The organism is Pseudomonas sp. NPDC088885, from assembly GCF_044750025.1.
Taxonomy (GTDB): domain Bacteria; phylum Pseudomonadota; class Gammaproteobacteria; order Pseudomonadales; family Pseudomonadaceae; genus Aquipseudomonas; species Aquipseudomonas rustica.
Genome location: NZ_JBIVJB010000006.1, coordinates 17756 through 40805, shown reverse-complemented (window position 1 = coordinate 40805; position 23050 = coordinate 17756). Strand labels below are relative to the sequence as shown.

21 protein-coding genes are annotated in these 23050 nt (G+C 59.7%); 11 read left to right on the top strand and 10 right to left on the bottom strand.

Features of this window, described 5'->3' with window-relative positions:
- Positions 1-3 precede the first annotated feature (3 nt).
- Positions 4-741 carry an L-ornithine N(alpha)-acyltransferase gene (gene olsB, locus ACIP1X_RS06060; protein ID WP_400750437.1) on the top strand — a complete coding sequence of 246 codons (738 nt, stop codon included), beginning with the start codon at positions 4-6 and terminating at the stop codon, positions 739-741.
- Complete coding sequence (locus tag ACIP1X_RS06055) at positions 741-1535, top strand: lysophospholipid acyltransferase family protein (protein WP_400750305.1); 795 nt, start codon at positions 741-743, stop codon at positions 1533-1535. The genes olsB and ACIP1X_RS06055 overlap by 1 nt, the downstream gene beginning before the upstream one ends.
- Positions 1536-1616: 81 nt before the next feature.
- Here the strand turns inward: ACIP1X_RS06055 and ACIP1X_RS06050 are convergent, their stop codons facing one another.
- Positions 1617-2189 (bottom strand): ACP phosphodiesterase, encoded by a 573-nt coding sequence (locus tag ACIP1X_RS06050; protein WP_053117899.1) that lies wholly within the window; start codon positions 2187-2189, stop codon positions 1617-1619.
- Positions 2190-2358: 169 nt separating this feature from the next.
- Here ACIP1X_RS06050 and ACIP1X_RS06045 point away from each other — a divergent pair, with 169 nt between their 5' ends.
- From ACIP1X_RS06045 to ACIP1X_RS06030, 4 genes are all read left to right on the top strand, one after another.
- Positions 2359-2661: a helix-turn-helix transcriptional regulator gene (locus ACIP1X_RS06045; RefSeq protein WP_016771327.1), complete on the top strand. Its 303-nt coding sequence runs from the start codon at positions 2359-2361 to the stop codon at positions 2659-2661.
- A 34-nt stretch (positions 2662-2695) separates the two neighbouring features.
- The gene (locus ACIP1X_RS06040) at positions 2696-3862 is read left to right on the top strand and encodes an MFS transporter (RefSeq protein ID WP_400750302.1); all 1167 of its coding nucleotides are present in this window, start codon (positions 2696-2698) and stop codon (positions 3860-3862) included.
- 30 nt (positions 3863-3892) lie between these two features.
- A complete protein-coding gene (locus ACIP1X_RS06035) occupies positions 3893-4942 on the top strand; it encodes an alkene reductase (RefSeq protein ID WP_008080107.1) in 1050 nt (349 codons plus the stop codon).
- Between the two features lie 157 nt (positions 4943-5099).
- On the top strand, positions 5100-5768 hold the full coding sequence (locus ACIP1X_RS06030; RefSeq protein ID WP_400750299.1) for a hypothetical protein: 669 nt from the start codon (positions 5100-5102) through the stop codon (positions 5766-5768).
- 250 nt (positions 5769-6018) lie between these two features.
- Here the strand turns inward: ACIP1X_RS06030 and emhR are convergent, their stop codons facing one another.
- Positions 6019-6651, bottom strand: coding sequence for an efflux system transcriptional repressor EmhR (emhR, locus tag ACIP1X_RS06025; protein ID WP_400750296.1), 633 nt, complete (start codon positions 6649-6651; stop codon positions 6019-6021).
- A gap of 266 nt (positions 6652-6917) precedes the next feature.
- Here emhR and ACIP1X_RS06020 point away from each other — a divergent pair, with 266 nt between their 5' ends.
- From ACIP1X_RS06020 to ACIP1X_RS06000, 5 genes are all read left to right on the top strand, one after another.
- Positions 6918-8075 carry an efflux RND transporter periplasmic adaptor subunit gene (locus tag ACIP1X_RS06020; protein ID WP_053117889.1) on the top strand — a complete coding sequence of 386 codons (1158 nt, stop codon included), beginning with the start codon at positions 6918-6920 and terminating at the stop codon, positions 8073-8075.
- A 3-nt stretch (positions 8076-8078) separates the two neighbouring features.
- Positions 8079-11231: an efflux RND transporter permease subunit EmhB gene (gene emhB / locus ACIP1X_RS06015; RefSeq protein ID WP_400750293.1), complete on the top strand. Its 3153-nt coding sequence runs from the start codon at positions 8079-8081 to the stop codon at positions 11229-11231.
- Entirely contained in the window at positions 11228-12688 is a 1461-nt protein-coding gene (emhC, locus tag ACIP1X_RS06010; protein ID WP_053117884.1) for an efflux RND transporter outer membrane subunit EmhC, read from the top strand. The genes emhB and emhC overlap by 4 nt, the downstream gene beginning before the upstream one ends.
- Before the next feature lie 414 nt (positions 12689-13102).
- Positions 13103-14362: an OprD family porin gene (locus ACIP1X_RS06005; RefSeq protein ID WP_400750291.1), complete on the top strand. Its 1260-nt coding sequence runs from the start codon at positions 13103-13105 to the stop codon at positions 14360-14362.
- Between the two features lie 286 nt (positions 14363-14648).
- Positions 14649-15458, top strand: coding sequence for a methyltransferase domain-containing protein (locus ACIP1X_RS06000; protein WP_400750289.1), 810 nt, complete (start codon positions 14649-14651; stop codon positions 15456-15458).
- Between the two features lie 108 nt (positions 15459-15566).
- Here the strand turns inward: ACIP1X_RS06000 and pcaC are convergent, their stop codons facing one another.
- The 8 genes from pcaC to ACIP1X_RS05960 form a co-directional block, all read right to left on the bottom strand.
- Positions 15567-15959, bottom strand: coding sequence for a 4-carboxymuconolactone decarboxylase (gene pcaC, locus ACIP1X_RS05995; protein ID WP_025110738.1), 393 nt, complete (start codon positions 15957-15959; stop codon positions 15567-15569).
- 13 nt (positions 15960-15972) lie between these two features.
- The gene (gene pcaD / locus ACIP1X_RS05990; protein ID WP_400750287.1) at positions 15973-16761 is read right to left on the bottom strand and encodes a 3-oxoadipate enol-lactonase; all 789 of its coding nucleotides are present in this window, start codon (positions 16759-16761) and stop codon (positions 15973-15975) included.
- A 12-nt stretch (positions 16762-16773) separates the two neighbouring features.
- Positions 16774-18138 carry a 3-carboxy-cis,cis-muconate cycloisomerase gene (locus ACIP1X_RS05985; protein ID WP_400750284.1) on the bottom strand — a complete coding sequence of 455 codons (1365 nt, stop codon included), beginning with the start codon at positions 18136-18138 and terminating at the stop codon, positions 16774-16776.
- Between the two features lie 45 nt (positions 18139-18183).
- Positions 18184-19479, bottom strand: a complete 1296-nt coding sequence (locus ACIP1X_RS05980; RefSeq protein WP_053117871.1) for an MFS family transporter — start codon at positions 19477-19479, stop codon at positions 18184-18186.
- Between the two features lie 253 nt (positions 19480-19732).
- On the bottom strand, positions 19733-20299 hold the full coding sequence (pcaG, locus tag ACIP1X_RS05975) for a protocatechuate 3,4-dioxygenase subunit alpha (RefSeq protein WP_053117869.1): 567 nt from the start codon (positions 20297-20299) through the stop codon (positions 19733-19735).
- Between the two features lies 1 nt (position 20300).
- Entirely contained in the window at positions 20301-21005 is a 705-nt protein-coding gene (gene pcaH, locus ACIP1X_RS05970) for a protocatechuate 3,4-dioxygenase subunit beta (protein ID WP_400750280.1), read from the bottom strand.
- Between the two features lie 36 nt (positions 21006-21041).
- Positions 21042-22247: a 3-oxoadipyl-CoA thiolase gene (gene pcaF / locus ACIP1X_RS05965; RefSeq protein ID WP_400750278.1), complete on the bottom strand. Its 1206-nt coding sequence runs from the start codon at positions 22245-22247 to the stop codon at positions 21042-21044.
- On the bottom strand, positions 22244-23023 hold the full coding sequence (locus tag ACIP1X_RS05960; RefSeq protein ID WP_400750275.1) for a CoA-transferase subunit beta: 780 nt from the start codon (positions 23021-23023) through the stop codon (positions 22244-22246). Before ACIP1X_RS05960 ends, pcaF begins: the two co-directional genes overlap by 4 nt.
- Positions 23024-23050 lie beyond the last annotated feature (27 nt).

The window sequence follows — 23050 nt, the reverse complement described above, 5'->3', positions numbered from 1 at the left end:
CGCATCAGCCACACCGGCATTGAACGCCGCCTGCAAGCCGAACGCCTGATCGGCGCCGAGGCCTTGCAGCAAGCCCAGGCCCTGCGATTCAACGTATTCAGCGGCGAGTTCAACGCCAAGCTGAAAGGCGCGGAACTGGGTCTGGACATGGATGATTATGATGTTCACTGCAGCCACATCGGCGTGCGTGATTTGAACACCGGCCGTCTGGTGGCGACCACGCGTTTGCTCGATCACACCGCCGCCAGCAGCCTCGGCAAGTTCTACAGCGAAGAAGAATTCAGCCTGCATGGCCTCGCGCATCTGCAAGGCCCGATCCTCGAAATCGGCCGCACCTGCGTTGACCCGGCGTACCGCAACGGCGGCACTATCGCCGTGTTGTGGGGCGAGCTGGCCGAAGTGTTGAATCAGGGTGGCTACAGCTATTTGATGGGTTGCGCGAGCATCCCGATGCAGGACGGCGGCATTCAGGCCCACGCGATCATGCAGCGTCTGCGCGAACGTTATCTGTGCACCGAACACTTGCGCGCCGAGCCGAAAAATCCGCTGCCGATGCTGGATATCCCCTCCAACGTGATCGCCGAAATGCCGCCGCTGCTCAAGGCCTACATGCGTCTGGGCGCGAAAATCTGCGGCGAGCCGTGCTGGGACGAAGACTTTCAGGTCGCCGACGTGTTTATCCTGCTCAAGCGCGACGAACTCTGCCCGCGCTACGCCAAACACTTCAAGGCGGCCGTGTAATGAGCCGGTTGCGCGTGTACGCGCGGATCGCGCGGGTGCTGCTGGTGGTCTCGCTGGGTTTGACCATGGCCAGCGTCTTCGGGGTTTTCGAACGCATTGGCCTGGCGCATTCCATGGAGCGGCGTCAGCGTTGGTCGCGTTTTTTCATGGCGCGCTTGAGCAATGCCCTGCCCTTTCGCGTGACCGTGCACGGTGAGCTGCCGAAACAGCCGATGCTGTGGGTCAGCAATCACGTTTCATGGACGGATATTCCGCTGCTCGGCATGCTCACGCCGCTGTCGTTTCTGTCCAAGGCCGAAGTGCGCACCTGGCCGGTGGCCGGTTGGCTGGCGGCGAAGGCTGGCAGTCTGTTTATCCGTCGCGGTTCGGGCGACAGCCAGTTGATCCGCAAACAGATGACCCGTCACCTGCAAACTGATCACGCGTTGCTGATGTTCCCGGAAGGCACCACCACCGATGGCCGTTCGTTGCGCACCTTTCATGGTCGCTTGCTGGCGGCGGCGATTGATTCGGAGGTGATGCTGCAACCGGTGGCAATTCGTTATCTGCGTGATGGCGAGATCGATGGGCTGGCACCGTTCATTGGTGACGATGATCTGCTCTCGCACCTGATGCGCCTGTTCAGCAATGATTGCGGCGATGTTGAAGTACACCTGCTCAAGCCGATTGCCTGCCAGGGGCGCGAGCGTGCAGCGCTGGCGTTTGAAGCGCAGCAGGCGGTGCAGAAGGTGTTGTTTGGTGAGGTGGCGAAACCTGCCGAACCGCGTCGCACCGCCGACCTGATCGCCGCTTGAAAAGCAAAAGATCGCAGCCTTCGGCAGCTCCTACACCGATCCCTGTAGGAGCTGCCGAACGCTGCGATCTTTTGATCTTGCTTAATCCCGCAACCCAGCAAAATCCTGGAGATGTGGGTAGAACAATCTGAAGTCTTCACTCAACGGCTCATACAGCCGCCGCAATTCCTGCATCGCCCCCGCCAGTTCCTCGGGCCGGCTCAACCGCCGCGAGATCCCGCGCAAGACCTGTTCCAGCACTTCAAATTCCTGATACGAACCCAACCAGTCATTGGCAACCATATGCGGCGCAATCTTCGCCAGTCGCTCGGGCAATTCCCGCTCGTGGGTCAGTACCCGATACACATCCGCCGTAAAAACCGCCAACGGCCGATCGGCATACAACGTCCAATCCCGCGCCAGACAGTGATCAAAAAACACATCAAGCACGATCCCGGCATAACGCCGCCGCGTCTCGGTAAACCGCCCCAAGGCGACATCCACCAAGGGATGGCGATCGGTAAACACGTCAATCCGTCGATGCAGCTGAATCGCCGCTTCCACCTCCGGCGCAAACTGCCCTTGCAACCGCCCTTTGACGAAGTCGCCATAGAGGCTGCCGAGTAATTGCCCGGGGCGCTGGCCACCGAGGTGCAAATGTGCGAGATAGTTCATGGGCGCAGCTTAGCACCGCGCCCCGCAATCGACACCTCACCATATCGTTATAACCCGATATACCGATTTGTGCGCTCATCAGACCAAAATCATATTGGTATATCGCGAAGTACCGATTTAAAGTTCGCCTCATCGCGATATAGCGTTGTACACAACCGAGCACCCTGCCATGAACCTTGACCTCGACGAAATAATAAAAGCCCTGGCGCACCCAGTACGGCGAGACATCCTCAACTGGCTGAAAGACCCGAAAGGCGAATTCCCGGAACAGTTGCACAACCACGAGTACGGCATCTGTGCCGGGCAGATCGATCAGCGCTGCGGCCTGTCGCAGTCGACCGTTTCTGCCCACCTCGCGACGTTGCAACGGGCCGGGCTGATCAGCAGCCAGAAGGCCGGTCAATGGCACTTCTTCAAACGCAACGAGGACGTGATCCAGGCGTTCCTCAGCACACTCAGTAAAGAGCTCTGACCCTTCACGTCAGCCAGCCCACAAGGAAACCCGCATGCCCCTCTCGCTACTCATCCTCGCCTTGAGCGCCTTTGCCATCGGCACCACCGAATTCGTCATCATGGGCCTGTTGCCCGATGTGGCGGCCGACCTCGGTGTGTCGATCCCCGGCGCCGGCTGGCTGGTGACTGGTTACGCCTTGGGCGTGGCCATCGGTGCGCCGTTCATGGCACTGGCCACCGCCAAACTGCCGCGCAAGGCGGCACTGGTCGCGTTGATGGGCATCTTTATTGTCGGCAACCTGCTCTGCGCCATCGCCAGTGACTACAACGTGTTGATGTTCGCCCGTGTAGTCACTGCCCTCTGCCACGGCGCTTTCTTCGGTATCGGTTCGGTCGTTGCCGCCAATCTGGTGCCGGCCAACAAACGTGCCTCGGCCGTGGCCTTGATGTTCACCGGTCTGACCCTGGCCAACGTGCTTGGCGTTCCACTGGGCACTGCGCTGGGTCAGCAATACGGCTGGCGCTCGACTTTCTGGGCGGTGACCGTGATTGGCGTGATCGCGCTGATCGGCCTGATCCGCTTCCTGCCGGCCAAGCGTGATGAAGAAAAACTCGACATGCGCGCCGAACTCGCCGCCCTCAAAGGTGCGGGGATTTGGTTGTCGCTGAGCATGACCGCGCTGTTCGCCGCGTCCGTCTTCACCGTGTTCACTTATGTGGCGCCGCTGCTTGGCGAAGTCACCGGCGTCTCGCCACGTGGCGTGACCTGGACGCTGATGTTGATCGGCCTCGGTCTGACTGTCGGCAACATCATCGGCGGCAAGCTCGCCGACAAAGGCATGGCCGCCACGTTGATCGGCGTGTTCATCGCCATGGCGGTGATCTCCACCGTGCTGACCTGGACCAGCGTCGCGCTGATTCCGTCTGAAATCACCCTGTTCCTTTGGGCTGTCGCCTGCTTCGCCGCCGTGCCGGCCCTGCAAGTCAACGTGGTGACCTTCGGCAAAGCCGCACCGAACCTGGTGTCGACCCTGAACATCGGCGCTTTCAACGTCGGCAACGCCCTCGGCGCCTGGGTCGGCGGCAGCGTCATCGCCCACGGTTACGGCTTGACCAGCGTGCCGCTCGCCGGCGGCGCCCTCGCGGTACTGGCGCTGTTGGTGACCCTGATTACTTTCCGTCAGAACGGCAATACCGATCTGGCCCCCGCTACTCACTGATTAACTATCACTTTTACGAGGGTTGTAGACATGGCAACTATTTTTGATCCCATCAAACTCGGCGACGTCGAGCTGGCCAACCGCATCATCATGGCTCCACTGACCCGCTGCCGCGCCGATGAAGGCCGCGTACCGAATGCGTTGATGGCTGAATATTATGTACAGCGCGCCTCCGCCGGCCTGATCCTCAGCGAAGCCACTTCGGTGACGCCGATGGGGGTGGGCTACCCGGACACCCCGGGCATCTGGTCCAACGATCAAGTGCGCGGCTGGGCCAACGTGACCAAAGCCATTCACGGCGCTGGCGGCAAGATTTTCCTGCAACTGTGGCACGTCGGTCGCGTCTCGCACCCCTCGTACCTCAACGGTGAAGCGCCGGTTGCACCGAGCGCCATCCAGCCAAAAGGTCACGTCAGCCTGGTTCGCCCGATGGCCGACTACCCAACACCACGTGCACTGGAAACCGCTGAAATCGCCGACATCGTCGACGCCTACCGCACCGGTGCCGAGAACGCCAAAGCCGCCGGGTTTGACGGCGTGGAAATCCATGGCGCCAACGGCTACCTGCTCGACCAGTTCCTGCAAAGCAGCACCAACCAGCGCACCGATAACTACGGCGGCTCCCTGGAAAACCGTGCGCGCCTGCTGTTGGAAGTGACTGACGCTGCTATCGAAGTCTGGGGCGCTGGCCGCGTTGGTGTGCACCTGGCACCACGCGCCGACTCCCATGACATGGGCGACGACAACCTCGCCGAAACCTTCACCTACGTCGCGCGTGAGCTGGGCAAGCGCGGTATCGCGTTCATCTGCTCCCGTGAGAAAGAAGGCGCCGACAGCCTCGGCCCGCAACTGAAAGAAGCTTTCGGTGGCCCGTACATCGCCAACGAACGCTTCACCAAGGACAGCGCCAACGCGTGGCTGGCGAGTGGCAAGGCTGACGCTGTGGCGTTTGGCGTGCCGTTTATTGCCAACCCGGATCTGCCGGCGCGTTTGCAGGCTGATGCGCCGTTGAATGAAGCGCGTCCGGAGTTGTTCTACGCTAAGGGGCCGGTTGGTTATATCGATTATCCAACTCTGTAAGTTAAGTATTAGAAACACAAAGCCCCGACTCGATAGAGCCGGGGCTTTTTTATATATGCCTGATTCAGCAATGAAATGCCCGATTACATTGCTTTCGCGCCCACAAAAAAAATCTCTGTTATTTTCATCGACTCCATTAACTAACAGAGCACTTCTGATGACCGACAATTACGACGAAACAATCACCGAAACCTCAAACTTTGTAAATAAAAATGCGTCCCCCGACCTCATTCAAAGTATTGGTGAGTTTTTTCTATCCCTTCCAAACTTCTCATACGTTTCTGATGTTTCAAAAGACGTTTCAGGCATTATCCAAGAACATAACGAGGTCTTTAAAAAATTTGAAATTCTCACTCAACAGACGCAGCAACAGGAGGCTGAGGACTGGAGGTCGATCAGCCGCATCAAGGACTACACAAGCATCATCGTGTATATCTACAATGGTAGCTATCGAACCTTCAATCTGGTTTCAGGTAGTTGGGACGTCAGCGAAGAACAAAAGGCAGACTGCATCATCGAGCCCTGGCAGTACACGTCTTTCATACTAAGTAGTGAGACACCTAAACGGGAGGGCGGAAAATCGGCGCGCTCCACCCAGGCGGAGCATACGTTTTGCTTTAAAAGCGAATATGAAAGCTTCGAGTTCTCGACACTGCTAAAACTAAAGCTTGAATATGACACCTTTGGCTTCAATCAGAAGACCGTGCCTTTTCGCAATTTGAATATCCGCCCCTCAGCCAATTCACTTTTGAATTTCAATGCTCGCATCATTCACGAGCAAGCTGTCGCACCTTATAGCTACAGTATCGCAATCAATATCAGTTAAACGATTGCTTTACTGAGAGCTTGTCATTGAAAAAAACATCGTAAGCAGCCGGAAAATCTGTTCACTCTGACAACCGATGGTCCTTGGGGTAACACCTGCGAAACAATTTCCCTACAAAATTCGTGACGGGCGGCCTATCAACCCGCCGCTTGTGCGTATATAAAAGCAGGCTGTTTTCGAAGAGCTCGGGTGGAAATCCGCGTTTTCACCCGCGCCAATTGACATAAGCTGTGCCAGTTGAGCATTTGTTTCATTTGCGCAGGCTGGGGCTCAGGCGCAGCATATCCAACCCTGTATCGACCCAACGCTCGGCCTCGGCATGCAGCTCAAAGCTGTCCGGTGCCAGAAGCCATCCGTACAGGAGGCCATCAATATAGGCATGAATGCTGATGGCCGCGCGGGCAGTGTCGAGATCTTCCGGCAACTGGCCGCGATTCACCGCATTACGCAGGGTCAGCCCGATGCGATCATTGCATTCGAGGCTGGCCGTCCGGCGCTGCTGGCGCAAATCGCACATTTCATCGGTGAATTCGCACTTATGAAACAGAATTTCGTTGATACGCCGGGTTTTCGGGTCCAGTGCAATTTGATGAAACAAATGAATCAACAGCTTGCGCATGCAGCCCAGCGGGTCGAGTTCGTCCTCGCTCTCACTGGCCTTGGCCAATTCATCCAGCGGCTCATGCAAGCTGTCGAGCATGGCCTGAACCAGATCGGCCTTGTTGCTGAAATGCCAGTAAATCGCACCGCGCGTCACCCCGGCCATCGTCGCGATGTCCGCCAACGTCGTACGAGCGACGCCCCTTTCATAAAAGGCTTTCTCCGCCGCTTCCAGAATCTGGCTGCGGGTTTCTTGAGCTTCCTCTTTGGTACGACGGACCATGGCAGTAAAACCTCAAACAGAATGTTTCAGGGATGGCTGAATATCCGCTGAATAAAGAGGGGTTGATCTCTCGCGGATCGGCTCCCCGGCCTACAATTTCTTACCTTGCGACGACTTTTGTAACAGGGTGGGTACGACGCCAAGGTGTTTACAAACAACCATGAACGCAAGTATATTCCTTAGCAAGCTACTTATCCACCCGGTACCCTTTTTTTACCCTTCCACACTTCTTGTGCGCTTTTTGCGCGCCTGACCCGAGGATTTTCATGCAATTCAAGCCAGCTGTTACCGCTCTGGTCACTGCCGTCGCCCTGGCATCGCTGCTCAGCGGATGTAAAAAGGAAGAAGCGGCACCGGCCGCTCCGCCCCCTCAGGTCGGCGTCGTTACCCTGCAACCACAAGCCTTTACCCTCACCTCGGAACTGCCGGGTCGCACCAGTGCGTTCCGCGTTGCCGAAGTTCGACCACAGGTCAATGGCATCATTCTCAAGCGTCTGTTCAAGGAAGGTGGCGACGTCAAAGCCGGCCAGCAGCTGTATCAGATCGATCCAGCCGTGTACGAAGCGACCCTGAAAAGCGCCGAAGCCAACCTGCGTTCGACCAAGTCGATCTCCGATCGCTACAAGCAGCTGGTCGATGAACAAGCCGTCAGCCGTCAGGAATATGACACCGCCGTGTCCAACCGCATGGAATCGGAAGCGTCGTTGCAGAGCGCGCAGATCAACGTGCGTTACACCAAGGTTTACGCGCCGATCTCCGGCCGTATCGGTCGCTCTTCGGTCACCGAAGGTGCGCTGGTCAACAATGGCCAGACCGATGCGATGGCAACGATCCAGCAGCTGGATCCGATTTACGTCGACGTGACCCAGTCTTCGGTTGAATTGCTGGAACTGCGCCGCGAGCTGGAAAGCGGTCGTCTGCAAAAATCCGGCGAGAACTCGGCAGCGGTCAAGCTGACCCTGGAAGACGGCAGCCAGTACAAGCTCGACGGTAAGCTGGAGTTCTCCGAAGTGTCGGTCGACCCGACTACCGGTTCCGTGACCCTGCGCGCCGTGTTCCCGAACCCGGATCACACCCTGCTGCCGGGCATGTTCGTCCGTGCTCAATTGCAGGCCGGTGTTAACGCTGCAGCGATTCTGGCACCGCAACAAGGCGTGACCCGCGACCTCAAAGGCACCCCGACCGCACTGGTCGTTGGCGCCGACAACAAGGTCGAGCTGCGTCAGCTCAAGGCCAGCCGCACCGTCGGCAGCCAGTGGCTGATCGAAGACGGCCTGAAAGCCGGCGATCGTCTGATCACCGAAGGCCTGCAATACGTTCGTCCGGGCGTGCAAGTGAACCCGACCGAAGCCACCAACGTAGCGAAAAAGAACCCGGCCCCCGCTCAGCCTGCTGACAAAGCCGCTGGCGGCAAAGGGGAGTAACTCATGTCAAAATTCTTCATCGACCGTCCGATTTTCGCCTGGGTAATTGCCCTGGTGATCATGCTGGTCGGGGCACTTTCGATCCTGAAATTGCCGATCAACCAGTACCCGAGCATTGCGCCACCGGCCATTGCGATCTCCGTGACCTACCCGGGCGCTTCGGCGCAAACCGTGCAGGACACCGTGGTTCAGGTCATCGAGCAGCAGCTCAACGGTATCGACAACCTGCGTTATGTGTCGTCGGAAAGTAACTCCGACGGCAGCATGACCATCACCGCGACCTTCGAGCAAGGCACCAACTCCGACACCGCGCAGGTTCAGGTTCAGAACAAGCTGAACCTGGCCACCCCGCTGTTGCCGCAGGAAGTGCAGCAACAAGGTATCCGTGTGACCAAGGCAGTGAAAAACTTCCTCTTGGTGATCGGCGTGGTATCGCGTGACGGCAGCATGACCAAGGACGACCTGTCCAACTACATCGTGTCGAACATGCAGGATCCGATCTCGCGGACCGCCGGTGTCGGTGACTTCCAGGTCTTCGGTGCCCAGTACGCGATGCGCATCTGGCTCGATCCGGCCAAGTTGAATAAGTACAACCTGACCCCGGGCGATGTCAGCACCGCGATCTCGGCACAGAACGTCCAGGTGTCTTCCGGTCAGCTCGGCGGTTTGCCGGCACTGCCTGGCCAGCAACTGAACGCCACGATCATCGGCAAGACCCGTCTGCAGACTGCCGAGCAGTTCAAGGCGATTCTGCTGAAGGTCAATCAGGACGGTTCGCAAGTTCGCATTGGTGACGTCGCCGATGTCGGTCTGGGTGGCGAAAACTCGACCATTTCGGCTCAGTTCAACGGCAAGCCGTCGTCCGGTCTGGCGGTGAAACTGGCCAACGGCGCCAACGCCCTCGACACCGCCAAAGCCCTGCGCAAGACGATTGACGAGCTCAAGCCGTTCTTCCCGGAAGGCATGGAAGTGGTGTTCCCGTACGACACCACCCCGGTGGTGACCGAGTCGATCAAGGGTGTGGTTGAAACCCTGGTCGAAGCGATCGTGCTGGTATTCCTGGTGATGTTCCTGTTCCTGCAAAACTTCCGCGCCACCGTCATCACCACGATGACCGTGCCGGTAGTATTGCTCGGTACATTCGGCATCCTCGCGGCGTTCGGTTTCAGCATCAACACCCTGACCATGTTCGGTATGGTGTTGGCCATCGGCTTGCTGGTGGACGATGCCATCGTTGTGGTGGAAAACGTCGAACGGGTGATGAGCGAAGAAGGCTTGTCACCGAAGGAAGCGACCAAAAAGTCCATGGGCCAGATCCAGGGCGCACTGGTCGGTATTGCGCTGGTGCTGTCGGCGGTATTGCTGCCGATGGCGTTCTTCAGCGGCTCCACCGGTGTGATCTACAAGCAGTTCTCGATCACCATCGTCTCGGCCATGGCCCTGTCGGTATTGGTTGCGCTGATCTTCACCCCGGCGCTCTGCGCCACCATGCTCAAGGCGATTCCGAAAGGCGAGCACGGCACACCGAAAAAAGGCTTCTTCGGCTGGTTCAACCGTAACTTCGACCGTGGCGTTCGCAGCTACGAGCGCGGCGTTGGCAACATGCTGTCGCGCAAAGCCCCGTATCTGCTGGCGTACCTGCTGATCGTGGTTGGCATGATCTGGCTGTTCACGCGCATTCCGACCGCGTTCCTGCCGGAAGAAGACCAGGGCGTACTGTTCGCCCAGGTGCAAACCCCGGCCGGTTCCAGTGCTGAACGTACCCAAGTCGTCATCGACGAAATGCGCAGCTACCTGCTGGATAAAGAAGCAGGCGCGGTAGCGTCGGTGTTCACCGTGAACGGCTTCAACTTCGCCGGTCGTGGGCAGAGCTCGGGTCTGGCGTTCATCATGCTCAAACCGTGGGACGAGCGTGACGCCAGCAACAGCGTGTTTGCCCTCGCCCAGCGTGCGCAACAGCACTTCTTCACTTTCCGCGACGCGATGGTGTTTGCTTTCGCCCCGCCAGCGGTACTGGAGTTGGGTAACGCCACCGGTTTCGACGTGTTCCTGCAAGACCGTGCCGGTATCGGTCACGACAAGTTGATGGAAGCGCGTAACCAGTTCCTCGGTCTGGCCGCGCAGAGCAAGGTGCTCTACCAGGTTCGTCCGAACGGCCTGAACGACGAGCCGCAATACCATCTGGAAATTGATGACGAGAAAGCCCGCGCCCTGGGTGTGAGCATTTCCGACATCAACAGCACCCTGTCGATTTCCTTCGGTAGTAGCTACGTCAACGACTTCATCGACCGTGGTCGGGTGAAGAAGGTGTACATCCAAGGTCAGGCCGGTGCTCGCATGAGCCCCGAAGACATGAAGAAATGGTACGTGCGCAACAGCGCCGGAACCATGGTGCCGTTCTCCGCATTCGCCAAGGGCGAGTGGATCTATGGTTCGCCGAAGCTGGCGCGTTACAACGGTGTAGAAGCGATGGAGATCCTCGGTTCTCCGGCGCCGGGTTACTCCACCGGTGATGCAATGGCCGAAGTCGAAGCGATTGCCAAGAAGCTGCCGGCGGGTGTCGGTATCTCCTGGACCGGTCTGTCATATGAAGAACGTCTGTCGGGTTCGCAAGCGCCGGCGCTGTACGCCCTGTCGCTGCTGATGGTGTTCCTGTGTCTGGCGGCGCTGTACGAGAGCTGGTCAATTCCGATCGCCGTTATGCTCGTGGTGCCGCTGGGGATCATCGGTGCGCTGCTGGCCACCAGCCTGCGCGGTCTGTCCAACGACGTGTACTTCCAGGTGGGTCTGTTGACGACCATTGGTCTGGCGGCTAAAAACGCCATTCTGATCGTCGAGTTCGCCAAGGAACTGCATGAACAAGGGCGTAGCCTGCGTGATGCGGCGATCGAAGCCTGCCGCATGCGTCTGCGACCGATCATCATGACATCGCTGGCCTTCGTCCTCGGTGTTGTACCGTTGGCGATCTCCACCGGTGCCGGTTCAGGCAGCCAACACGCGATCGGTACCGGCGTAATTGGCGGTATGCTCACAGCCACGATCCTGGCGGTCTTCTGGGTTCCACTGTTCTTCGTTACGGTTTCGTCCATCGGCCAGCGTAAAATCGCCGATCCAGATGACGAAGCTAAAGAAACTCCTAAAGAGGCTGGCCAATGAGCAAGTCGCTACTCTCCATCGCAGTCGCCGCCTTCGTGCTGAGCGGTTGCTCGCTGATACCTGACTATCAGCAGCCTGAGGCTCCGGTCGCAGGCCAGTACCCGCAAGGGCCGGCGTACTCGCCGGCCCAGGCACCGGCGCAAGCCGCTGCCGAGCAGGGCTGGAAGCAGTTTTTCCACGACCCTGCGCTGCAACAGCTGATCCAGGTGTCGCTGGAAAACAACCGTGACCTGCGTGTCGCGGCACTGAACATCGACGCTTACGCGGCTCAATACCGCATTCAGCGTGCTGACTTGTACCCGGCGATTTCGGCCAATGGTTCCGGCAGCCGTCAACGTCTCCCGGAGCGCGCTTCGCAGACCGGCGAGTCGATGATCAGCAGCTCGTACTCGGCCACCGTTGGCATCAGCGCCTACGAACTCGACCTGTTCGGTCGCGTTCGCAGCCTGAGCGAGCAAGCGCTGCAACAATACTTCGCCACGGAAGAAGCGCGCCGCAGCACCCAGATCAGTCTGGTCGCCAGCGTCGCCAATGCTTACCTGACCTGGCAAGCGGACAAGGAACTGCTCAAGCTGACCCAGGACACCCTCGGTGCCTTTGAAGAAAGCTACAAGCTGACCAGCCGCAGCAACGAAGTCGGTGTCGCTTCGGCACTGGATCTGGCGCAGTCGCGTACCTCGGTGGAAAACGCCCGTGCGCAACTGGCGCGCTACACCCGCCAGGTCGCTCAGGACGAAAACAGCCTGACCCTGCTGCTCGGCACCGGTATCCCGGCCAATCTGCAAGCGGCCAAACCGCTGTCGGATGATCTGCTCAGCGACGTACCGCCGGGTCTGCCATCGGATCTGCTGCAACGTCGTCCGGACATTCTGCAAGCCGAGCACAACCTGAAAGCGGCCAACGCCAACATCGGCGCGGCCCGTGCAGCGTTCTTCCCGAGCATCAGCCTGACCGCCAACGCGGGCACCCTGAGCCCGGATCTGTCCGGTCTGTTCAAGGGTGGTTCGGGGACGTGGCTGTTCTCGCCGCAGATCAACCTGCCGATCTTCAACGCCGGCAGCCTGCGCGCCAGCCTCGACTACGCCAAGATCCAGAAGGACATTGGCGTGGCGAACTACGAGAAGTCGATTCAAACCGCCTTCCAGGAAGTCGCCGACGGCCTGGCCGCCCGCCAGACCTACACCGAGCAGCTGCAAGCGCAGCGTGACTTCGTTCAGGCCAACCAGGATTACTACCGCCTGGCCGAGCGTCGTTACCGCATCGGTGTCGACAGCAACCTGACCTTCCTCGATGCCCAGCGTCAGTTGTTCAGCGCGCAACAAGCACTGATCACCGACCGGCTCGCGCAGCTGACCAGTGCGGTCAACCTGTACAAGGCTTTGGGTGGCGGCTGGAATTCGCAAACCGCGAAGAACGAGCCGGTGAAAGAAGAAGCGCCGAAGATGAGATTGTTCTGATCATCTGCTGAACACAAGAAGCCCACCGATTGGTGGGCTTTTTGTTGCCTGCCATAAAGTTGTATTGCCTGAACTGGCCCCTTCGCGAGCAAGCCCGCTCCCACAGGGGAACGCATTCCAAATGTGGGAACGGGCCTGCTCGCGAAGAGGCCCTCACATTCACCCAAAAAAAACCGGCCCAATCTTGCGTTCGATAATCGCCCAAAACCCGCTTCTCCCGATTGAATCCCCACCACCGCCCCCCGCACCATTCGAGCCACAAAACCAATAACAACAGGTTCGCCACATGCTCCCACGCTCTGCTCCGTCCGGCTGATCGCCGCCGCTCCGCCCCCTGAACTCATCGCATTTCTGCGCCACAAAAACGGCCGCAGCGCATTTCGTTTGCCTCAAAAAAACAAGAGAGACCCAGCTATGACCACCTCCCCTGCGCCCTACGCATTTCGCGGCCTGATCGCCCTGGCCCTGGCGGGTGCCGCCCTCCCCGTCGCGGCTGAAGAAGCGGGGTTTATTGAAGGGGCCAAGGTCAACCTCAACCTGCGCAACTTCTACATCAACCGCAACTTCACCAACCCGACCAAGGCGCAGGGCAAGGCTGAAGAGTGGACGCAGAACTTCATCCTCGACGCCAAATCCGGCTTCACCCATGGCACCGTCGGCTTCGGCATGGACGTGCTGGGTTTGTATTCGTTGAAACTCGATGGCGGCAAAGGCACGGGCGGCACGCAGTTGTTGCCACTGGATCACGACGGTCGCCCGGCGGATAACTTCGGCCGCACCAACGTCGCGTTCAAGGCGAAGTTTTCCCAGACCGAAGTGAAGGTCGGCGAATGGATGCCGGTGCTGCCGATCCTGCGTTCGGACGACGGTCGCTCGCTGCCGCAAACCTTTCGTGGCGGCCAGATCACCTCGAAAGAAATCGACGGCCTGACCCTCTACGGCGGCCAGTTCCGCGCCAATAGCCCGCGCGACGACAGCAGCATGAGTGACATGTCGCTGACCGGCAAAGCGGCGTTCACCTCGGATCGTTTCAACTTTCAGGGCGGCGAATATGTGTTCAACGACAAGCGCACACAGATCGGCTTGTGGAACGCTGAACTCAAGGACATCTACAGCCAGCAATACGTCAACCTGACGCACAGCCAACCGCTGGGCGACTGGACGCTGGGCGCCAACCTCGGTTTCTTCTACGGCAAGGACGACGGCAGCGCGCGCGCCGGCGATCTCGACAACAAGACCTGGTCGGGGATGTTCTCGGCCCGATACGGCGGCAACACTTTCTACGTCGGCCTGCAAAAACTCACCGGCGACAGCGCATGGATGCGCGTCAACGGCACCAGCGGCGGCACGCTGGCCAACGACAGTTACAACGCCAGTTATGACAACGCGCAGGAACGCTCGTGGCAGCTGCGCCACGACTACAACTTCGCCGCGTTGGGCGTGCCCGGCCTGACCCTGATGAACCGTTACATCAGCGGCGACAACGTACACACCGGCACCATCACTGACGGCAAGGAATGGGGCCGCGAATCGGAACTGGGCTACACCGTGCAGAGCGGCACGCTCAAGGATCTCAACGTCAGATGGCGCAACTCGACCATGCGCCGGGATTTCAGCAATAACGAATTCGACGAGAATCGTTTGATTGTCAGTTACCCGATCAGCCTTCTCTAAACACCGTTAGATCTGATCCCCGCGATCCCTGTAGGAGCTGCCGAAGGCTGCGATCTTTTGATCTTGAAAACAACGTCAAAAGATCGCAGCCTTCGGCAGCTCCTACAGGGGGCTATGCCATTGGTCTGGATTAATGGCACTTTGCCGGGCGTCGAGTAGAGTAAAAAAACCTGAAGGACTCAGGTATACGCCCCTTCCCACTTCCGTTATCTGTTGATGTTGGTCCCCTAAAGACTTGAGCCAGGCTGTCATCGGAAGACACTGTTGATCACCAGAGGACGACCTCATGATCACCCGACTCAAAGAAGCAGCACCTGACTGGAACGCCAAGGCGTACCAGCAGTTTTCCCGCCTCAGGCAACGCCCGGTCAATGAATTGCTCGACCGCGTCGACCTGCACCACCCCAAACGTATGGTTGACCTCGGTTGCGGCACCGGCATCGCCACGCGGTTGTTGGCCGAGCGCTGGCCGCAGGCGCACTTGCTGGGCATCGACAGTTCAGCGCAAATGCTCGACGAGGCCCGCCGCTTGCCGATCAACGCCTCATGGCAACAGTGCGACTTGCTTGACTGGCAGCCCGAACAACCGGCGGATCTGCTGTTTGCCGCCGCCGTGCTGCACTTTATTGATGGTCATGAAACGCTGCTGCCGCGCCTGCTCGGCCAGCTCAACGCCGGCGGCTGCCTGGCCGCGCATATGCCGGACTGGCGCGATGCGTTGTGGTATCGGCTGATGCTGGAAACACTCGAAGACGGCGGTGTCGGCGGTACGCCATTGGGCACGCCGGAACTGCGCCAGCGTATGGCGGCGCGGCCGTTGTTGGCGCTGGAGGATTACTACCGTTTGCTGGCGCCGTTGACCACGTCGCTGGATATCTGGGAGACCGAGCAGTTGCAGGTGGTCGACGGCAAATCGCCGGTGTATGACTGGGTGAAAGTGTCGGCGCTGCGGCCGGTGATGCAGGCGCTGGATTCAGCGGAGCAGGCGCGGTTTATATATCACTATCTGATGCGGGTGCACGCGCAGTATCCGCAGGAGGCGGACGGGCATACGTTGTTTGCGTTCAAGCGGATATTTATTGTTGCCTGGGTTTGACTTCATTCGGGCGACTATCGCCTTCGCGAGCAAGCCCGCTCCCACATTTGAAATGCATTCCAAATGTGGGAGCGGGCTTGCTCGCGAAGGCGTCAGCCCGGTCAACGACTATTCCCGGGATTCAACCCCTAGCTCATCCCACACCGATTCCGCCAAATGAAACGTCGCATTCGCCGCCGGAATCCCGCAGTAAATCGCGCTCTGCATGATCACTTCCTTGATCTCGCCGCGGCTCACGCCATTATTAGCCGCCGCGCGCAAATGCAGTTTCAGTTCGCCTTCGCGGTTCATGCCGATCAGCATGGCGATGGTAATCAAACTGCGCGTGTGCCGAGGCAAGCCCGGACGTGTCCAGATATCGCCCCAGGCATGCCGGGTGATCATCTCCTGAAATTCCGAGTTGAACTCGGTCAGCGTGGTCAGGCTGCGATCGACATGCGCATCGCCCAACACCGCGCGGCGCACTTGCATGCCGTCGTCGTAACGTTGTTTCTCGTCCACGAAAATCCCCTTGTCAGGCGTTTAGAAACGCCAATACGCGATCACTGAAATCAGCACCGGCCTGCACGTTGGACAAATGCGCCGCATAGAACTCGGCGTACTCGGCACCGCGTACATGCTCCTGAATGAAATGCCCACCGGCCGGCGGTGTCACTGCATCTTCGGTGCCGGCAATCACCAGCAACGGCACGTTGATCGAAGCCAGTTGCTCGCGGAAATCGGCATCACGCACCGCCGCGCAATTGGCCGCGTAACCTTCAGGCGAAGTCGCCGCGAGCATGTCGGTAATCTGCTTGGCTGCGGCCGGATGTGCAGCGGAAAAATCCGGGGTAAACCAGCGAGCAATCGATGCATCGCGCAGAGCAACCATCGCTGCCGCGCCGTCACGCAGCACGGTTTCGATACGCGGATTCCACACCGTCGGATCGCCGATTTTTGCCGCCGTGTTGCAGACGATCAGTTTGTGCAGACGATGCCCGGCATTGATCCCCAGCCATTGCCCGATCAGCCCGCCCATCGACAATCCGCAGAAATGCGCACGATCGATGTGCAGCGCATCCAGCAGACCAAGTACGTCGTGACCGAGTTGCTCGATGCTGTACGGCCCCGGCGTCACCAGTGATTTGCCGTGACCACGGGTGTCGAAACGCAGCACGCGGAAATGCTCGGTGAACGCCGACATCTGCGCGTCCCACATGTGCAGATCAGTGCCCAACGAGTTGGACAGCACCAGCACCGGCGCATCGACCGGGCCTTCTATTTGATAGTGCAGTTCGCCATCGGCGAGTTGAACGAAAGCCACAGCCCTCTCCTTTCAGACAGACAATGCGTTGTGTTCGGCCACCGCACGCTCGACCCAGGTTTTCGCCTGGCCGAGGTAATGGGCGGGGTTCAAAAGATGATCGAGTTCAGCGCTGCTCAATTCGGCGGTCACTTGCGGTTCGTCACCGAGTACGGCGCGCAAATGACGCTGCTCGGCCACCGCGCGCTTGCAGCATTGTTCGAGCAGATGATGCGCGGTGTCGCGGCCGACCCGTTGCGCAAGGACGATACTCACCGCTTCGGCGAGCACCAGCCCTTGGGTCAGTTCGAGGTTGCGCGCCATGCGCTCAGCGTCGACTTCCAGACCCTCAGCGAGCAATTTCGCCTGTTGCAGCGAACCGGAAACCAGGCAGCAGATCTCCGGCAAGGTTTCCCACTCGGCATGCCACAAACCGAGGCTGCGTTCGTGCTCCTGCGGCATCGCGCTGAACAGCGTCGAGACCAGACCCGGCACACGCGTCGCCGCACCGATCAACACCGCTGCGCCAACCGGATTGCGTTTGTGCGGCATGGTCGACGAACCGCCCTTGCCCGGCGCTGATGGCTCGAAAACCTCAGCGGCTTCGGTCTGCATCAACAGGCTGATGTCGCGGCCGAATTTGCCGAGGCTGCCGGCGATCAAACCGAGCACCGCGCCGAACTCCACCACACGATCGCGCTGGGTATGCCACGGTTGTTCCGGCAAGGTCAGTTGCAGTTCTTCGGCCAGCGCTTCGGCAATCGGCATCGCCTGCTCACCCAACGCCGCGAGCGTCCCCGAGGCGCCGCCAAATTGCAGCACCAGCAGACGCGGTTTGAGTTCGCGCAGACGCTGACGGCTGCGAGTCACGGCGCCCAGCCATCCGGCGATTTTCATGCCGAGGGTGACCGGCGTCGCGTGTTGCAGCCACGTGCGTCCGGCCAGCGGCGTCGTAGCATGACGTTGCGCCTGACTGGCGAGCGAATCGGCCAATTGCGCCAGATCACTTTCAATCAATTCCAGCGCCTGACGCAATTGCAGCACCAGCCCGGAATCCATCACGTCCTGACTGGTCGCGCCCAAATGCACATAACGCTCGGCTTCTGCATCGGTCGCGGCAATCTGTTTGCCCAACGCCTTGACCAGCGGAATCGCCGAATTACCCGCCGTGGCAATCGCCTCGCCCAGTGCTGCGAAGTCATACAGACCAGCGTTGCAAGCCGCCGCAATCGGCGCCACCGCAGTGGACGGAATCAAGCCGACCCGCGCCTCGGCCCGAGCCAGCGCCGCTTCGAAGTCGAGCATCGCCTGCACCCGGCCCTGATCGCAGAACACCTCACGCATATCGTGGGCAGTGAAGTAGGCATCGAACAATTGATTGCCCGGTCGCTGAGTCATAAAAATCCTTGCCGGCGCGGGCCATCACGGCCCGCGCGCATCGGGTTAGAGATCGTGGTGCAAATACGCCGCTTGTTTCGGCAAGCGCAGACTGAACAGGAACGCGATCGCCATCATCGCCGTCACGTACCAGTAGAAGGAGTTTTCCATGCCGATGTTCTTCAGGCTCAGCGCGACGAATTCCGCCGAACCACCGAAGATCGCATTCGCCACCGCGTAGGCCAGACCGACGCCGAGGGCGCGGACTTCCGGCGGGAACATTTCGGCTTTCACCAGGCCGCTGATCGAGGTGTAGAAACTGACGATCGCCAGCGCAACGGTGATCAACACAAACGCCAGAAACGGGCTGCTGACGCTTTTCAGGCTCAACAGAATCGGCACGGTGAACAGCGTGCCGAGCGCGCCGAACCAGAGCATCGAATTACGTCGACCGATCTTGTCCGCGAGCATGCCGAACAGCGGCTGCATGCACATATACAGGAACAGCGCGCCGGTCATGATGTAGCTGGCGGTCTTGGCGTGCATGCCGGCGGTGTTCACCAGGTATTTCTGCATGTACGTGGTGAAGGTGTAGAAAATCAGCGAGCCACCGGCGGTGTAGCCGAGCACGGTGATGAACGCGGCTTTGTGATCGCGGAACAGCGCGCGGATGCTGCCGGCGTCTTTGTGTTCGCGGGTTTCCTTGTTGGTGGTTTCTTTCAGCGAGCGACGCAGGAACAGCGAAATCACCGCCGCAATTGCACCCACAACAAACGGGATACGCCAGCCGTAAGCACGCAGGTCTTCTTCGGTGAGGAACTGTTGCAGGATCACCACCAGCGACACCGCCAGCAGTTGCCCGCCAATCAGGGTCACGTACTGGAACGAGGCGAAAAATCCGCGCTGGCCCTTGAGCGCAACTTCGCTCATGTAGGTCGCGGTGGCGCCGTATTCACCGCCGACCGACAGGCCTTGCAGCAGACGCGCGAACAGCAACAGGATCGGCGCCCAGACGCCAATGCTGTTGTAGGTCGGCAGGCAAGCGATCAGCAGCGAGCCAAAGCACATCATCAGAATCGAGATGAGCATGGATTTCTTGCGGCCGTGTTTGTCAGCGATTCGGCCGAAAATCCAGCCACCGATCGGACGCATCAGGAAGCCGGCAGCGAACACGCCAGCCGTGTTGACCAGTTGCACCGTCGGGTTATCGGAGGGGAAAAACGCCGGAGCGAAATAGATCGCGCAAAAGGCGTATACGTAGAAGTCGAACCATTCGACAAGGTTGCCGGACGAGGCGCCGACAATGGCAAAGATGCGCTTGCTGCGCTCTTCGCCGGTGTAATGAGAGGTGGTGGTTGTCATTGTTTTTCACTCGATAGGGACAGTGAGAGTCTAGACATACTTTGCAACAGTCCCGTTCCACATTGGATCATCACCCAGCTCTTGACCAGCCTTTGTGGCGAGGGGATTTATCCCCGTTGGGCAGCGAAGCGGCCCCAAAACCATTCAGCGCGTTATTTCAGATAAACCGCGTTTATCTGATTTGCGAGCGCTTCGCACTCGAACGGGGATAAATCCCCTCGCCACAGTTGATCGCTGACCACCGATGGAGTGTTCAATAATCGAAGAACACCGTCTCGGCATCAGTGCCCTGCAAAATCACATTCCACTGGTAAACACCCGATTCATCCTTCTTCGCCAGCAAGGTCGCGCGGCGTTCAGCCGGCACACATTCGAGCAACGGATCATCAACGTTGGCCGGCTCACCTTCAAAGTAGATCCGCGTCAGCAAATGCTTCACCAAGCCACGGGCAAACACCAGCACCACCAAATGCGGCGCCTGGGTCGAGCCCTTCAGCCCTTCAACCGTGCCCGGTTTGATCGTGGTGAACCGAAACCGCCCTTCAGCATCCACCGGCACCCGGCCAAAGCCTTCAAAATTCGGGTCGAGCGCTTTGTCCTGCTCGTCTTCCGGGTGGTCGTACTTGCCGGCAGCATTCGCCTGCCAGACTTCGAGCATGGCGTCGTTGACGACATCGCCATTCCCATCCACCACTTGCCCGGTGATCGCCACGCGCTCACCAAGGGTTTGTTCGACGGTGAGGTCTTCGCGGTTCAGCCAGGTCAGGCCGATGTGGTAATACGGCCCGACGGTGTGGGACGTGGTCGCAGTCAGCGTCATCTTATTTCTCCATCGGCGTGGCTTCACGCCCGCGCAGCACGATGTCCCAGCGATAACCGAGGGCGTAGGACGGAATGGTTTTTTCCAGATCGAAACTGGCGATCAGGCGTTCCTTGGCCGAAGTGTCCGGCACGCAGTTGTAGATCGGGTCGTAGGCCAGCAGCGGGTCACCCGGGAAGTACATCTGCGTGACCAGGCGCGTAAGAATGCTCGGCCCGAACAGCGAAAAGTGAATGTGCGCCGGGCGCCAGGCGTTGTGGTGGTTGCCCCACGGATAGGCGCCGGGCTTGATGGTCTGGAACTGATACCAGCCGTCGGCGTCGGTCACGGTGCGGCCGGTGCCGGTGAAGTTCGGATCCAGCGGCGCAACATGCACGTCGCGTTTGTGGTTATAGCGGCCAGCGGCGTTGGCCTGCCAGATTTCCACGAGAATCCCCGGCACCGGCAGACCGTTTTCGTCGAGCACGCGGCCGTGAATGATGATGCGTTCGCCCTGCGGCTCGCCTTCGTGCTGGGCGGTCAGGTCGTTATCGGTGTCGCCAACACGTTCGGCGCCGATGGTCGGCCCGGTGATTTCCGACAGCGAATGCGGCAGAAACACCAACGGTTTCGACGGCGAGCGCAGGTTGGTGGATTGATAGGTCGGGTGCAGGTACTCAGGCTGAGTGCCTTCCTGCGGACGACGGTAACCAGGCTTGTCAGACATGTCGCTTTCCTCTGTTCTTTTTCGTCACGGCTTGCGTCAGACGCGTTCGATGGCCAAAGCCAGACCTTGGCCGACACCGACGCACATGGTCGCCAGACCTTTCTTGCCACCGGTCTTTTCCAACTGATGCAGTGCGGTCAACACCAGACGCGCACCGCTCATGCCCAACGGGTGACCGAGAGCAATCGCCCCACCGTTCGGGTTGACCTGCGCGGCATCATCCGCCAGACCCAATTCACGCAGCACCGCCAAGCCTTGGCTGGCGAATGCTTCATTGAGCTCGATCACGTCGAAATCGCTGACCGCTACGCCGAGGCGTTCGATCAATTTGCGCACCGCCGGCACCGGGCCGATGCCCATTACGCGCGGCGCCACGCCGGCGCTGGCCATGCCAAGCACTTTGGCGCGGGCGGTCAGACCGTGTTTTTTCACCGCTTCGGCGGACGCGAGAATCAGCGCCGCGGCACCGTCGTTGACGCCGGAGGCATTGCCGGCGGTAACGGTTTTGTCCGGGCCATTGACCGGTTTCAATTTTGTCAGTGCTTCTATCGTGGTGTCGGCGCGCGGATGTTCATCCTGGCTGACTACGGTTTCACCCTTCTTGTGGGCAATCCGCACTTCGACGATTTCTTCAGCGAAAAATCCTGCAGCCTGCGCGGCGGCGGTGCGTTGCTGACTGCGCAGGGCGAAAGCGTCCTGATCGGCGCGCGAGACTTTATAGTCGTCGGCGACGTTGTCAGCGGTCTGCGGCATCGCGTCGACGCCGTATTGCGTCTTCATCAGCGGGTTGATGAAACGCCAGCCGATGGTGGTGTCTTCCAGTTTCATGTTGCGCGAGAACGCCGCATCAGCCTTGCCCATCACGAACGGTGCGCGGGACATCGACTCGACGCCACCGGCAATCGCCAGCTCCATCTCGCCGCTGGCGATGGCGCGGAATGCCGTGCCGATCGCGTCCATGCCCGAAGCGCACAGACGATTGAGGGTCACGCCCGGCACAGTTTCCGGCAGGCCGGCCAACAGCAGCGCCATGCGCGCAACGTTGCGGTTGTCTTCGCCAGCCTGGTTGGCGCAACCGAGGAACACTTCGTCGATGGCGTTCCAGTCCACCGAAGGATTGCGTTCCATCAAGGCCTTGATCGGCACGGCGGCCAGGTCATCGGCGCGCACGGCGGACAGTCCGCCGCCGAAACGGCCGATCGGCGTGCGAATCGCGTCGCAGATATAAACGTCACGCATCATGCTTCTCCCGGTGCCTGGCCGTGGGCCGCGGCGGTGCGTGCTTCGAGATCACGCAGCGCGGTCAGTTCGACGTCGGTCGGCTCCGCGGTGGTCTCAACGCTGTCGGCAAAACGAATCGCCCAACCGGTGGCCGCGACCACTTGCTCGCGGGTCACGCCTGGGTGCAGCGCGGTGACCACGAATTCGTGGGTGCCCTCTTCCGGCTCCATGATGCACAGGTCGGTGATGATCCCGACCGGGCCGGCGCCCGGCAGGCCCAGACGTTTGCGCGAATCGCCGCCCTCGCCGTGACCGACCGAGGTGATGAAATCGAGCTTGTCGACAAATGAACGCGCCGACTGTTTAAGGATGATCAACACGCTTTTTGCCGAACCGGCAATTTCCGGCGCGCCACCGGCACCCGGCAGGCGCACTTTCGGCGAGAAGTAATCGCCGACCACGGTGGTGTTGATGTTGCCGAAACGGTCGACCTGCGCGGCGCCGAGAAAACCGACGTCGATGCGTCCGCCCTGCAACCAATAGCGAAAAATCTCACCGGTCGGGACGACGGTGTCGGCGGTTTCCGCCAGTTCGCCGTCACCGATGGACAGCGGCAGCACGCTCGGCTTGGCGCCAATCGGGCCCGATTCGTAGATCAGCACCACGTCCGGCGACGAAGTCAGGCGCGCGAGGTTGGCGGCTTTCGACGGCAGGCCGATACCGACGAAGCACACCGAGCCGTTCTTCAGGCGACGGGCCGCAGCGACGGTCATCATTTCATAGGTGGTGTAAGTCATTACTTGGCCTCCGAAGCAGCGGCCAAC